8 protein-coding genes are annotated in these 14,365 nt (G+C 43.4%); 7 read left to right on the top strand and 1 reads right to left on the bottom strand.

Annotated elements, in window-relative coordinates; genetic code table 11:
• Nucleotides 1–16 precede the first annotated feature (16 nt).
• From ACQXR1_RS14555 to ACQXR1_RS14540, 4 genes are all read left to right on the top strand, one after another.
• Nucleotides 17–325, top strand: coding sequence for a contact-dependent growth inhibition system immunity protein (locus ACQXR1_RS14555; protein WP_069838387.1), 309 nt, complete (start codon nucleotides 17–19; stop codon nucleotides 323–325).
• Between the two features lie 374 nt (nucleotides 326–699).
• On the top strand, nucleotides 700–2,529 hold the full coding sequence (gene bglP, locus ACQXR1_RS14550) for a PTS beta-glucoside transporter subunit IIABC (RefSeq protein ID WP_430772384.1): 1,830 nt from the start codon (nucleotides 700–702) through the stop codon (nucleotides 2,527–2,529).
• 21 nt (nucleotides 2,530–2,550) lie between these two features.
• Nucleotides 2,551–3,960, top strand: a complete 1,410-nt coding sequence (gene bglH / locus ACQXR1_RS14545) for an aryl-phospho-beta-d-glucosidase (protein ID WP_071584067.1) — start codon at nucleotides 2,551–2,553, stop codon at nucleotides 3,958–3,960.
• Between the two features lie 102 nt (nucleotides 3,961–4,062).
• Nucleotides 4,063–4,509, top strand: coding sequence for a universal stress protein (locus ACQXR1_RS14540; RefSeq protein ID WP_069150618.1), 447 nt, complete (start codon nucleotides 4,063–4,065; stop codon nucleotides 4,507–4,509).
• A gap of 33 nt (nucleotides 4,510–4,542) precedes the next feature.
• Here ACQXR1_RS14540 and ACQXR1_RS14535 read toward each other — a convergent pair whose 3' ends face one another.
• Nucleotides 4,543–5,274 (bottom strand): 2OG-Fe dioxygenase family protein, encoded by a 732-nt coding sequence (locus ACQXR1_RS14535; RefSeq protein WP_430772383.1) that lies wholly within the window; start codon nucleotides 5,272–5,274, stop codon nucleotides 4,543–4,545.
• Nucleotides 5,275–5,441: 167 nt separating this feature from the next.
• Here ACQXR1_RS14535 and ACQXR1_RS14530 point away from each other — a divergent pair, with 167 nt between their 5' ends.
• From ACQXR1_RS14530 to wapA, 3 genes are all read left to right on the top strand, one after another.
• Complete coding sequence (locus ACQXR1_RS14530) at nucleotides 5,442–6,185, top strand: SDR family NAD(P)-dependent oxidoreductase (RefSeq protein ID WP_071581931.1); 744 nt, start codon at nucleotides 5,442–5,444, stop codon at nucleotides 6,183–6,185.
• 68 nt (nucleotides 6,186–6,253) lie between these two features.
• Nucleotides 6,254–7,189 carry a DMT family transporter gene (locus tag ACQXR1_RS14525; protein ID WP_071581985.1) on the top strand — a complete coding sequence of 312 codons (936 nt, stop codon included), beginning with the start codon at nucleotides 6,254–6,256 and terminating at the stop codon, nucleotides 7,187–7,189.
• A gap of 165 nt (nucleotides 7,190–7,354) precedes the next feature.
• Nucleotides 7,355–14,359: a tRNA nuclease WapA gene (gene wapA, locus ACQXR1_RS14520; RefSeq protein ID WP_430772382.1), complete on the top strand. Its 7,005-nt coding sequence runs from the start codon at nucleotides 7,355–7,357 to the stop codon at nucleotides 14,357–14,359.
• Nucleotides 14,360–14,365 lie beyond the last annotated feature (6 nt).

The raw sequence follows: 14,365 nt of genomic DNA, 5'->3' as shown, positions 1-14,365 counted from the left end.
AAAGGAGCGAAATGACATGTTATCGATCAATAAACAAGAGGACCCGGTTTTTCAATTTTTAGCTGGAACATTCCATCAGGATATTGAATCTCCCGATGACGCTTTACAAGAGTTATTAGCAGAGGAAAGTAAGAAATATTTGGAGGATGCTATTGTCTTTTTAACGGATTTTATAGAAAGTGAGCATTCAGACAATGAGAAAAATGAATACATTCAATCTTGCGCAGATGGCGTGTATTTTCCTGCGTTTAATTTAGAACCAATAGATTGGCTAAAGAATGTAATAGTGCAGATAAAGAAGTCTTTAATAAAATTTAAATGGTAACGATTCTTAACCTTGATTGGAAAAATGCCTTTCAAGGTTTTTAATCATTTTTTATTGAAGTTAATACTATGTTCAAATCTTTATGATTATTTTTGTCTAGGAACGATAGCCAACACCAAAAATGAAAGCGTTGACATCCCGCGAATCTAGTGCTAAAGTATACCTACAAACAAATAAAACGACCCGTCAGGATTGTTACTGCGAAAGCAGGCAAAACCTAAATGGTGCAGGTGCAGGAGGAGACTCTCGCAATCTGTGTCGTTTAGGTTTTTTTATTCTCTTTTAGGAGGTGATGCGGCAGTTGATACAAAAAAAGCTGGTGAAAGGCGGCCACCTTTCATCCAGCAGTCCCCCCATAAAAAGGAGGTATACACATGGATTATGATAAATTATCGAAAGACATATTACAACTCGTAGGCGGGGAAGAAAATGTTCAGCGCGTGATTCACTGCATGACGAGGCTGCGTTTTAATCTTCATGACAACGCGAAGGCAGATCGCAGTCAGCTGGAGCAGCTGTCGGGGGTGATGGGCACCAATATCAGCGGCGAGCAGTTTCAAATCATTATCGGAAACGATGTGCCGAAGGTGTATCAGGCGATTGTGCGGCACAGCAATCTCAGTGATGAAAAGAGCGTTGGTTCATCCTCTCAGAAAAAGAATGTGCTGAGTGCGGTCTTTGATGTGATTTCTGGTGTGTTTACTCCGATTCTGCCTGCGATTGCGGGAGCGGGGATGATCAAAGGGCTTGTTGCGCTGGCAGTTACGTTTGGCTGGATGGCGGAGAAGAGCCAGGTTCATGTCATTTTGACGGCTGTCGGTGATGGCGCGTTCTACTTCCTGCCGCTCCTGCTTGCGATGAGTGCGGCGAGAAAGTTCGGGAGCAATCCGTACGTAGCGGCTGCCATTGCGGCGGCGATTCTGCATCCGGATTTAACAGCTCTGCTCGGTGCGGGGAAACCGATTTCCTTTATCGGTCTTCCTGTAACCGCTGCCACTTATTCGTCAACAGTCATTCCGATTTTGCTGGCGATTTGGATTGCTTCCTACGTGGAAAAATGGATTGACCGTTTTACACACTCGTCTCTCAAATTGATTGTGGTTCCGACGTTGACATTATTGATTGTCGTGCCGCTGACATTGATTACAGTTGGTCCGCTTGGCGCTATTTTAGGAGAATACTTGTCTTCTGGTGTCAATTATTTGTTTGATCATGCAGGGCTTGTGGCGATGATTTTGCTGGCGGGAACATTCTCTTTAATCATTATGACGGGCATGCATTATGCCTTTGTGCCAATTATGATCAACAACATCGCTCAAAACGGACACGATTATTTACTGCCGGCTATGTTTTTGGCGAATATGGGGCAGGCTGGGGCATCATTTGCCGTCTTCCTTCGCTCCAGAAATAAAAAATTCAAATCACTCGCGCTTACCACGAGCATCACGGCGCTGATGGGGATCACAGAACCTGCGATGTACGGCGTGAATATGCGTTTGAAAAAGCCGTTTGCGGCCGCTTTGATTGGCGGTGCAGCAGGTGGCGCGTTTTACGGGATGACGGGTGTTGCTTCCTATATCGTCGGTGGAAATGCAGGACTGCCGAGCATCCCTGTCTTTATCGGGCCAACGTTTATTTACGCGATGATCGGTCTCGTGATTGCATTTGTGGCGGGAACAGCAGCTGCGTATTTGCTTGGATTCGAGGATGTGTCTTCTGACGGCAGCCAGCAGCCGGCAGTGCATGAAGGCAGCGGAGAAATCATTCACAGCCCGATTAAGGGAGAAGTGAAAGCCTTAAGCGAAGTCAAAGATGGGGTGTTTTCTGCCGGGATCATGGGAAAAGGATTTGCCATTGAGCCTGAAGAAGGAGAAGTGGTCTCGCCTGTTCATGGAAGCGTTACCACCATTTTTAAAACAAAACACGCAATTGGCATTACGAGTGATCAGGGAGCTGAAATTCTCATACACATTGGATTGGACACGGTGAAGCTGGAGGGACAATGGTTCACGGCTCACGTCAAAGAAGGCGACAAGGTCGCACCGGGAGATCCGCTTGTGTCCTTTGACCTGGAGCAAATCAAAGCCGCGGGATATGACGTCATTACTCCGGTGATCGTGACCAATACAGACCAATATTCGTTTTCGCCGGTGAAAGAGATCGGTAAAGTGCAGACAAAAGAAGCGCTGCTTGCTTTATCTTAAAAAACTGATGGGGTGATCAATATGAGTTCAAATGCAAAACGATTTCCAGAAGGATTTTTATGGGGCGGCGCGGTTGCTGCCAACCAAGTGGAGGGTGCTTATAACGAGGGCGGTAAGGGGCTTTCGACAGCTGACGTATCGCCGAACGGCATCATGTCTCCATTTGATGAATCAATGACTTCCTTGAATCTGTATCACAACGGGATTGACTTTTATCATCGTTATAAAGAGGATATCGCTTTGTTTGCGGAAATGGGTTTTAAAGCGTTCCGTACATCAATTGCGTGGACGAGAATTTTTCCGAATGGCGATGAAGAGGAGCCCAATGAAGAAGGTCTTAGATTTTATGATGATCTGTTTGATGAGCTGTTAAAGCATCATATTGAGCCTGTTGTAACCATCTCTCATTATGAAATGCCGCTCGGTTTAGTGAAGAAGTATGGCGGCTGGAAGAATCGCAAAGTCATAGAGTTTTATGAACGCTATGCCAAAACGGTTTTCAAACGCTATCAACACAAAGTGAAGTATTGGATGACGTTCAATGAAATTAACGTGGTGCTCCATGCGCCGTTTACCGGAGGCGGCCTTGTCTTTGAAGAAGGAGAAAACAAACGAAACGCGATGTACCAGGCGGCACACCACCAATTTGTCGCCAGTGCTCTCGCTGTCAAAGCGGGTCACGAGATCATCCCTGATTCGAAAATCGGCTGTATGATAGCGGCAACGACAACCTATCCGATGACCTCTAAGCCGGAAGATGTCTTCGCGGCAATGGAGAATGAGCGCAAAACACTATTCTTCTCAGATGTTCAGGCAAGAGGCGCGTACCCGGGATATATGAAACGCTATCTGGCAGAAAACAATATCGAAATTGAAATGGCTGAAGGCGATGAAGAGCTCTTGAAAGAACATACGGTAGATTACATTGGATTCAGCTACTACATGTCGATGGCGGCGAGCACTGATCCGGAAGAGCTTGCAAAATCAGGCGGCAACCTGCTGGGCGGAGTCAAAAACCCTTACCTGAAATCATCAGAATGGGGCTGGCAAATTGACCCAAAAGGCTTGCGCATTACGCTCAACACATTATACGACCGCTATCAGAAGCCACTGTTCATTGTTGAAAACGGCCTTGGCGCTGTAGACAAAGTTGAGGATGACGGCACAATTCAGGACGATTACAGAATCAACTATCTGCGTGATCATTTAATTGAAGTGCGCGAAGCCATTGCGGACGGCGTTGAATTAATCGGATACACATCATGGGGGCCAATTGACCTTGTCAGTGCATCTACTGCGGAAATGAAAAAACGCTACGGCTTCATTTATGTGGACCGGGACAATGAAGGAAACGGAACATTAAACCGCATCAAGAAAAAAAGCTTCAACTGGTATCAGCAGGTCATCGCTACAAACGGAGAGAGTCTCTGATAATTTTTTGAAAACTCATGCGCTTCAATTGACAATAACGAAAAGCAGGCGGACAATAAAAGAGAAAGATGAACCACCCACAGTCCGAAAGGCGGGAAGAGCATGTTTAACAAAATGTTAGTTGCGATTGACGGATCAGATATGAGTGAAAAAGCGCTTGATGCCGCAGTGCATTTGGCCAAAGAGCAGCAAGCGGAACTAAGCATTCTTCATGTGGGGAGAGAAGCCGTCGTCACGACTTCTTCTCTGACGGGAATTGTCTATGTGCCTGAACACTTTATTGATGAAATCAGGAACGAAGTTAAAAAAGAAGGCCTGAAAATCCTAGAGAACGCAAAAGAAAAAGCAGCCGAAAACGGCGTTCAATCTGAAATCATTTACGCGAATGGCGAGCCGGCACATGAAATACTAAATCATGCAAAAGATAAAGGCGTCAGTCTGATCATCGTTGGCAGCCGGGGGATCAGCGGCCTGAAAGAAATGATGCTTGGAAGCGTCAGCCATAAAGTGTCTCAATTATCAACCTGCCCGGTTTTGATTGTTCGATAGATTTATTGAAAAAGCGCCCCTTGGGCGCTTTTTTTATTTATTAGAAAATGTAACTAATAATATATCTCGATGCGCACCATCTCTATTGGCAGTGCCGACCGGTGTAACCGCATGAAAGACCTTTTGCCCGAGAGCAAGTGTTTCAAGCGGGTCTGTCAGCCGCAGCACTTTATCAATTTGCTTAACAGACGGAGCAATTAAGTTATCTCCTCCGATAGCATCCTCGCTCAGCTGAAATAGATGGACGAAAACAAGCGGTTCGTCGTCACGATGCAGCCAAATGGGTGAGCTGTATGAAGGCGCGTCAGGTGTCACTTGATATCTGACTTGGTGGAGCCCGACGATCACTTCTTTCTCCCAATCTACAAAATCGGTTTGGCGGGCCATTTCTACATTTGAATGTATCATTTGCCGCATTACAGGATGCTGGAGAAACTCATCTGATATTTTTTCAAATTGTCTGACGATACCGCCGTCATCATAATTATATTCTTTTGATTGGAAATATCCATTATCCGGATCTAATTCAAGAGTGTCGGAGTGAGGAGCCAAAATGTAGCGGGAATGCGCTCTGTAACGGCCGCCTCCTTTAGGATCAGCTTTCAAAGCGTCATATGTAAGCTGTAATTCGCGGACTGCGGCGTCTGTATTTTTTTGCCGGTAGAAATCTGCTGGAATATACGAATAGCCGTTTTCCTTTAAAAAAGAAGCATATTTAGAAATATCGGATCTCAACTCTTTTTGTACGTTTGAAACTTGAACCATATGAATCTCTCCTTAAAAAGTAGATGATTTTTTTAGTAATTTCCTGTATGATAGAAAATGTGGAAAATAGAGGATGTAGTGCAATGCTAAATTATTTGTAATATATTGTCAAATGATAATATTCAGATTATTACAAATTACCAAAATGAAAAAAGGCAGAATGTAAAATGATGAAGAAAAAGAATATAATGATCACTGGGGCAAATAGCGGAATCGGCTTTGCGGCAGTAAAGCAATTTCTAACAGAAGGCTTTCGAGTCGTTGGAGTGGATATTCAAACGAATAAAATGTCAGAATTTATAGTAAACAGTGAGTTTCACATGGAAAAAGCAGACTTGTCTGATGTCCAGCAGGCGGAATCTTTGATGCCAAAACTTGAACAAAGCCGACTGATCCCTGATATTTTGATCAATGCAGCAGGGATAAGGGAAATCACCCCTGTTCTTGAATTATCGGCAGAATCATTCAAAAAGGTCATAGACATTAATCTCACGGCAGCTTTTATTCTTTCCCGAGACGCGGCAGGGCTGTGGTCAAAGCTGGGAAAACGAGGCTGTATAATCAACATCGCCTCTGTGTCCGGTCTGATGGCAGAGCCTGCGCGTGCTGCCTATGTGTCTTCCAAGCACGCGGTCATCGGACTAACGAAGCAGCTCGCTATGGAATTCGGATCAAAGGGGATCAGGGTGAATAGCATTTCACCGGGCGTGATCCAAACAGAATTAACGGAAGAGTATTTTCAAGACGATGAAATGGTTCAGCTGATCAAGGATAACCATGCCCTTCATACGTGGGGGCAGCCGAGTGATATTGTTTCCTGTATGAAGTATTTGGCTTCTGATGAGGCGCACTTTATTACAGGTTCAAACTTTGTCATAGACGGCGGCTGGACGGCCGGCAAGAAACTATAAAAAAAGGGAAAAGCACCTTGCAGTTGGGGTGCTTTTCCCTATACATAACTGGAGGTAGAATACGCTTGATGCAGCAAGATCTCTCAATCACACCAAAACAAAAATCAACAGCCGTAATCAAAATGGTCATCTCTATGGTGATTTTCGGCTCCATCGGCTTTTTCTCAGAGCATACCAATCTGCCGTCATTTGAATTGGTCTTTGTCCGCTGCCTTTGCGCGACGCTATTTTTAAGCTTTTGCTGGCTGGCGTCCGGCCAATATAAAACTGAAAAATGGAGAAAGAGAGACGTGCTGCAAACATTGGCGTGCGGTTTCTTTCTTGTATTCAACTGGGTGTTCTTATTTAAGTCTTTTGAAGAAACGTCCGTTACAATTGCTATCTCCGTTTATCACCTAGCACCGGTGCTTGTTCTTCTCCTGGGAAGCATCATCTACAGAGAGAGATTACATGTCATCTCCGTCAGCTCCATTATCATCTGTTTTCTGGGAACTGCGCTGATTTCCGGGATTAACGGCAGTACTTCATTGACGCAGCTGATGGGATCAGGGATCATTTGGGCAGTTCTCGCCGCCCTGTTTTATGCGTTCACCACTTTATTGGGAAAAGGCATTCAAAACCTCAGCCCTTACACGACCACCTTCCTGCAAACGGGTTTAGGGGTTATCATTCTGATTCCGTTTATTCACTTCGGCGCTTTTGCTGACCTTTCTCAGGGAAACTGGATTATGGTGGTATCTACCGGTATTATTCATACGGGTATTGTGTATTTGTTGTTTTTTGACAGCTTGCGATTTTTATCAACGAAATTTATTTCAATCATTGTATTTCTCGACCCCGCTGTCGCGATCGTGCTCGATACAGTCTTCACAGGTTTCCGCCCTGACCTCTATCAAACGCTCGGCATCGTGCTGATCTTTGCAGGCATGGCCTTGACGCTTGTCAGGAGGAAGGGGAAGGAGAATGTGGCAGCTGAAGGTACGGATATTGAACAAATCCAATAATGAAAAAATGTAAAAAGGCCTATGCGGCCTTTTTTTATTTTAGGTCAATAGACTCTCGCTAATCCTTAAAATAAGATAAATTTTCTAGAAAAATATTGTAATAATATTTCAGTCTAGTTAAGATTATTGAGTAAATATTACTTTTATTACAGAAGGAGAGAGAAAATGAAAAAAAGAAAGAGGCGAAACTGTAAAAGGTTCATAGCAGCATTTTTAGTGTTGGCTTTAATGATTTCATTACTGCCAGCAGATGTACTGGCAAAAACCACAGAAGAAGAGAATGGAAATCGTATTGTTGCCGATGATCCAGAAGAAACTTCTCGGAAAGAACAAACTGAGGAAGCCGTACCTTTTGATCCAAAAGATATAAACAAAAAGGGTGAGATCACCTCAGAAAGAACAGAAAATACAAAGCTCTATTATGAAGGTGACGGTGTCTATAAACAGGAAGTATACCTTGATCCTATTCATACAAAGGAAACACCGGATGCTGACTGGGAAGACATTTCTCCTGAGTTAAAAGAGTCGACAAGCAAACAAGTCGAGACAGAGAACGCTATTTTGAATTCAGATTTTCAAAAGCAAATGAAGAACGGGCTTTATGCGACTTTTGAGCATAATGACCATAAGGTTACATATTCACTTGCAGAAGCGAAAGGCCCGAATAAAACTTCACTTACTCCGAAAGATACCTCAGCAGATTATAAGACTGACAGTAATGAGATTGTGTATCCGGATGTTTTTCCGAATATTGATCTTCAGACTTTCACATTCAATGAAAACATAAAAGAAGATTTAGTCCTTCATCAGTATGATGGATACAACACATTTACATTTCAATTAAAAACCAATTTGCAGGCTAAAGAGCAAGAGGATGGATCCATTGATTTTTCTGATGAAAAAGGCAAAGTTGTTTTTTCTGTGCCTAAGCCTTTTATGACGGATTCAAAACTAGATGAGCTTTCCGGCGAGGTTGAACGGTCAGACAAAGTCAGCTATAAGCTGGAAAAGAATGAAGAAGGGTATTTGCTTCATCTTACGGCAGACGAGAACTGGCTGAAAGACCCAGAACGCGTATATCCAGTTTCTATTGACCCGTCAACTTCTTTATCTGTTTCATCGGACACGTTTGTCATGAGTGCCTACCCGACGACGAACTATTCGGCCTCCTCACAAAAATGGGATGCTAATTTAAAGGCCTATGTACTGAAAACGGGCTATTATGACAAAACAACAGGCACAAACTATGCGTTCATGAAATTTAACAACCTAAAGCCAATTCAAAATATGACTGTCACTAAAGCTACATTAAAAACATACGTAGCCCATTCCTATTATGGAACAAAGGCAACCGGTCTTTGGCTGGATTCGGTAAACAGCAATTATGATAATGCAAAAGTGACATGGAACACCAAACCGGCATCTAAAAATATCGGAAAAGCCGACGTCCATAAAGGACAATGGGCGAGTTATGACGTGACTGCTGCTGTAAAGTCGTGGAACTCTGGCGGGGCCAACTATGGATTTAAGCTTCATACAAACGGAAACGGCAAGGAATATTGGAAAAAACTAATTTCTTCAGCGAACTCCGCCAATAAACCGTATATTGAAGTGACGTATACCATACCAAAGGGAAACACCCCTACAATTAAAGCTTATCACAACGGCGATTCCACAGGTTATTTCGATATCAGTTGGAAAAAGGTTGAAGGCGCAAAAGGATATAAGGTATGGATCTATAATGGTAAGGAATATCAAGCGATTTCTGCAGGCAACGTCACGTCGTGGAGCACAAAAGGGAAAAAAATCTGGCCTACGAGCGCAGAAATTGCCTCCAAGAGATATAAACTGCATCTGGACGGCAAGGATGGAGCTGAATTGGCATTAGATCCATCCCCGGTCTATAAGAATTCCGGCGGAAGCTATGCTACAAGCAAAAACTATTGGATTGGCGTCAGTGCGATATTTGACCAAGGTGAAGGAGCGATGTCCGCACCGGCAAAGCCCGTTATCCCTAATGTAGGAAAAGCACAAGCACCTTCAGCAAAGGGCTACAATAATGGGAATGCCACAGGATATTTTGATCTTTCTTGGAAAGCTGTATCTGGTGCAACCGGCTATAAGGTTCAGGTGTTCAATGGGAAAGGCTTTGAGACACTTGATCTGGGAAATCAGACGTCCTGGACCACCAAAGGGAAAAAGATTTGGCCGACAAGTGCTGAAATTAAGGCTGGGAAATATGCTCTTCATCTGAAAGACGGCAATGGTGCAGAGCTCCCGATCAATCCCGGCCCAACTTATAAAAACGCCGGGGGAGATGGAGCCAAAAGAAATTACTCGTTTAAAATTATCGCATACAACAAAGATGGCGAAGCGATTGCATCACCGGCTGCTAACCCGGCACTTCCTGATATCGCTAAGCCAAAGAATTTAACTGGCTATTTGTATACAAATACAAAATCGAGTCAAACGGGCTATGTAAATTTGATATGGGAAAAGGTTCAAAATGCGAAAGGCTATAAAGTTAACATTTACAACGGTAAGGAATATCAGTCCTTTGATGTGGGTGACGCGGATCATTGGACAACCCAAAATAAAAACATATGGCCGACTTCTGAGGAAATCAAAGCCGGAAGCTATAAGCTGCATACCGATGGAAAAGGCGGGGAATTAGCCCTCGATCCATCACCTGTCTATAACAATGCAAATGGGAATTACAAAGGGAAGAAGAATTATTCTTTCGCGCTTGTCGCTTATGATGCGAATGGTGAAACGATTCCAACGGCGCCCTTTAACCCAACGTTCCATGAAGGAGCAGAATTCCTTGGGACAGAAGAATACTGGTCTATCATTGATATCCCAAGCGGCCAGTTAAATGGTGCGACAGGCAATGTCATTGTGAATGAAGAAGATTTGTCAATTGACGGACGTGGTCCGGGACTTGGCTTATCGAGAACCTACAACAGTCTTGACAGCTCTGATCATTTATTTGGGCAAGGCTGGTATGCTGATGCAGAAACATCTGTCATCTCAACGGATGGCGGGGCAATGTATATCGATGAAGACGCTACGACACATCGATTCACGAAAAAAGCCGATGGCACGTATCAGCCACCGACCGGTGTATATCTTGAATTAACAGAAACAACTGATCAGTTCATATTAAAAACAAAGGATCAAACCAACGCTTATTTCAATAAAAAAGGCGGTAAGCTTCAAAAGGTAGTGGATGGCCACAACAATGCGACCGTCTACACTTACAACGACAAAAATCAACTGATGGCCATTACAGATGCTTCAGGCCGCAAGCTTACATTTACCTATGATGAAAACGGCCATGTGACGTCCATCACAGGACCTAAGAATAAGAAAGTCACCTACTCATATGAGAATGATTTGCTGAAGAAGGTTACAGATACAGACGGGACTGTCACAAGCTATGACTACGATAGCGAAGGGCGCCTTGTCAAACAGTATTCAGCCAACAGTACCGAAGCAAAGCCTGTCTTTACCGAATATCAGTATAGCGGACACCGTCTCGAAAAAGCGATCAACGCTAAAAAAGAAACATATGTCTACAGCTATGATGCTGATAAAAAGACACTTCTCATGACACAGCCAAATGGCCGGAAGGTACAGTATGGCTATAATGAAGCGGGAAATCCGATTCAGGTCATTGATGATGCGGAAGGGCTAAAAATTACAACGAATACAAAATATGAAGGCAATAATGTCGTAGAAGATGTAGATCCAAACGACGTCGGCACAGGAAAAGCAACAGAAAGCTATCAATATGACAAAGATGGCAACGTTACGTCGGTTAAAGACGCATATGGAACTGAGACATACGAATATAACAAAAACAACGATGTCACAAAAATGAAGGATACCGAGGGCAATGTCACGGATATTGCTTATGATGGACTGGATGCTGTATCCGAAACCGATCAGAGCGGAAAATCATCGTCAGCAGCCGTTTATGATAAATACGGAAATCAGATTCAATCCAGCAAAGATTTATCAGCTTCAACTAATATTTTGAAAGATGGAAGCTTTGAAGCACAAAAATCCGGCTGGAATCTGACTGCCTCTAAAGACAGCGGCAAAATTTCAGTCATCGCCGATAAAAGCGGAGTTCTTTCCGGATCAAAGGCATTGGAAGTCTTGAGCCAATCAACGTCTGCAGGAACCGATCACGGGTTTTCGTCAGCGACACAAACAGTTGAACTGGAGCCGAATACAACCTATACATTAAGCGGGAAAATCAAAACAGATCTAGCGAAAACAAGAGCCTACTTTAACATTGATTTGCGAGACAAAGATCAAAAACGAATTCAATGGATTCACAATGAATACAGTGCATTAGCCGGAAAAAATGACTGGACAAAACGGCAAATCACTTTTACGACTCCAGCAAATGCAGGAAAAGCTGTTGTATATATGGAAGTCGATCATAAAGATAAAGATGGCAAAGGAAAAGCATGGTTTGATGAAGTCCAGCTGGAAAAAGGCGAAGTATCGTCAAGCTATAACCCAGTTCAAAACAGCAGTTTCACAGCTGCAACGGAAAGCTGGAATGTAAGCGGAGCATCCGTTGATTCTGAAGAAGGCTTTAATGATGATGTATCATTAAAAGCTGCCCGGACCAGTGCGTCCCAAGCCGGATCAGTAACAAAACAAACCGTTGTCTTAGGGCAAAGCGCAAATGACAAACCGGTTTATCTCACACTGACAGGCATGTCGAAAGCAAGCAGTGTCAAGTTCACAGATGAAAAAGACTATTCTCTGCAGGCTAATGTCACTTACTCGGACGGCAGCACAGGCGTATACAATGCGAAATTCCCTTCTGGAACACAGGAATGGAACCGCTCAGCTGTTGTTATACCAAAAACAAAGCCGATCAATAAAGTCGATATCAGCATACTGTTCCAAAAGAGCGCAACAGGAACCGCGTGGTTTGATGATATCCGTTTGATTGAAGGAAGCCTTCTGACAAAAAGCACGTATGACAGTAATGGTAACTATGTGACCAAGGAAGAAGATGAACTAGGATACTCTACTTCAACTGATTACGATGAAACTGGTAAGAAAACGTCTGAAACGGATGCAAAAGGTGAAAAAACAACCTATACGTATGATCAGGCAGACCAACTGACAAACATGACGCTCTCCAACGGTACGTCTATCCTTCACAGCTATGATAAGGAAGGCAATGAGATAAGCAAAACCATCCGAGCGGGAGCAGATCAAACCTATAAATACGAATATGATGTGATGGGCAAGCTTGTCAAAACAACTGACCCTCTGGGCAATGTGCTAGCAAGCGAATATGATGCCAACAGCAACCTGACCAAAACCATTTCTCCAAATGGCAACGAAGTGTCTCTTTCTTATGATGGAACAGACCGGGTGAAATCAAAATCGTATAACGGTACAGAAAAGTACAATTTCACGTATGACAAAAATGGAAATGAAACGTCGGTCGTCAATAAAGAGCAGAGCACCACAAAGAAACGGACATTTGACAACAAAAACCGTTTAACCGAACTGACAGACCGCGGCGGCAGCCAAACTTGGACATACCCTAGTGACTCCGATAAGCTGAAAACCTTCTCGTGGAGCCATGGGGATCAAAAAGGAACGAATCAATTTACGTATAACAAGCTGGATCAAATGATTGAGATGAAAGACAGTACATCTTCCTATTCATTTGATTATGATGAAAATGGCAACGTCCAAACCTTTATTACGGGCAACGGCGGTGGAACAAGTTTTTCATATGACGAAAGAAACCTTGTAAGCTCGCTGCATATCGGTGACAAAAACGGCGGAAGCATTCTGACGGAAAGCTATGAATATGATGCCAACGGCAATCGCACAACGATAAACAGCTCAGCAAGCGGCAAGGTGCAATATGAGTATGGGAAGCTGAATCAGCTTGTCAAAGAAACCCATGAAGACGGTACTGTCATTGAATACACATATGATGGATTCGGGAACCGGAAAACCGTTACAACTGTAAAAGACGGCTCAAGCAAAACGGTGAACGCTTCCTTCAACATCATGAACCAGCTGACAAAAGTCAATGATGAAAGCATCTCTTACGATAAAAACGGCAATCGCACATCCGACGGCAAATTCACATATACGTGGGATGCAGAAGATAACCTGACCGCCGTTACCAAAAAAGGCGAAGACAAGCCATTCGCAACATATAAGTATGATGAAAAAGGAAACAGAATCCAAAAAACCGTCAACGGAAAAGTCACGAACTACTTCTACGACGGAGATAGCTTGAACGTCTTGTATGAAACAGACGCGGACAACAACGTCACAAAATCATACACGTACGGAGACAGCGGCCAGCTGTTATCCTACACGGAAAATGGCAAGAAATATTTCTATCACTACAACGCACACGGCGACGTCATCGCGATCTCAGACAGCACTGGAAAAACCGTTGCCAAATATCAGTACGACGCATGGGGAAATCCAACAAAAACCGAAGCAAGCGACGAAGTAAAAGACAACCGCTACCGCTACGCAGGCTACCAATACGACGAAGAAACCGGCCTGTACTATCTCATGGCCCGCTACTACGAGCCAAGAAACGGCGTGTTCCTATCGCTCGACCCAGACCCGGGCAGTGATGGGGATTCATTGGATCAGAATGGGTATGCTTATGGAAATAATAACCCTGTAATGAATGTTGACCCGGATGGGCATTGGGTATGGCTTGTGGTAAATGCCGGGTTTGCAGCCTATGATGGGTACAAGGCATATAAATCAGGTAAAGGGTGGAAAGGCGTAGCGGTTGCAGCCGCATCAGGATTTGTAGGTGGTGGAAAGTTAAAATTAACAAAAAAAATCGGAAAATGGGCCACCTCAAGACATTGGTATAAAGGAACATTTAAAACTAAAAGAAAGTCATTGGACTATCATCATAATAAACATATTGTGAGAAATGGTAAATCTTACAGTAAAAAGAGATATACAAAAGTTGCTAGAGCATTTTATAGATCTAATAAGCATTTACGCGAAAAAGTAATACTAGCTACTGGAAAAAAAGGTTACAGGATTAAGAATGGAAAAAGAACTGGTTATTACACAAGAAGTGGAAAGGTAGTTACATTTGTGAATAATAAATGGAAGAAAAAGAAAAAGCGTTAATTTTAA

Source organism: Bacillus sp. ATD, from assembly GCF_050585765.1.
Classification (GTDB): domain Bacteria; phylum Bacillota; class Bacilli; order Bacillales; family Bacillaceae; genus Bacillus; species Bacillus stercoris.
The sequence above is the reverse complement of the archived record's forward strand: the minus strand, read 5'-3'. Positions and strand labels throughout refer to the sequence as shown.

Excerpts from the sequence above, each read along its gene's own strand:
- ACQXR1_RS14555 (WP_069838387.1), top strand. The coding sequence starts at position 17 with ATGTTATCGATCAATAAACAAGAGGACCCGGTTTTTCAATTTTTAGCT.
- bglP (WP_430772384.1), top strand. The coding sequence starts at position 700 with ATGGATTATGATAAATTATCGAAAGACATATTACAACTCGTAGGCGGG.
- bglH (WP_071584067.1), top strand. The coding sequence starts at position 2,551 with ATGAGTTCAAATGCAAAACGATTTCCAGAAGGATTTTTATGGGGCGGC.
- ACQXR1_RS14540 (WP_069150618.1), top strand. The coding sequence starts at position 4,063 with ATGTTTAACAAAATGTTAGTTGCGATTGACGGATCAGATATGAGTGAA.
- ACQXR1_RS14535 (WP_430772383.1), bottom strand. The coding sequence starts at position 5,274 with ATGGTTCAAGTTTCAAACGTACAAAAAGAGTTGAGATCCGATATTTCT.
- ACQXR1_RS14530 (WP_071581931.1), top strand. The coding sequence starts at position 5,442 with ATGATGAAGAAAAAGAATATAATGATCACTGGGGCAAATAGCGGAATC.
- ACQXR1_RS14525 (WP_071581985.1), top strand. The coding sequence starts at position 6,254 with ATGCAGCAAGATCTCTCAATCACACCAAAACAAAAATCAACAGCCGTA.
- wapA (WP_430772382.1), top strand. The coding sequence starts at position 7,355 with ATGAAAAAAAGAAAGAGGCGAAACTGTAAAAGGTTCATAGCAGCATTT.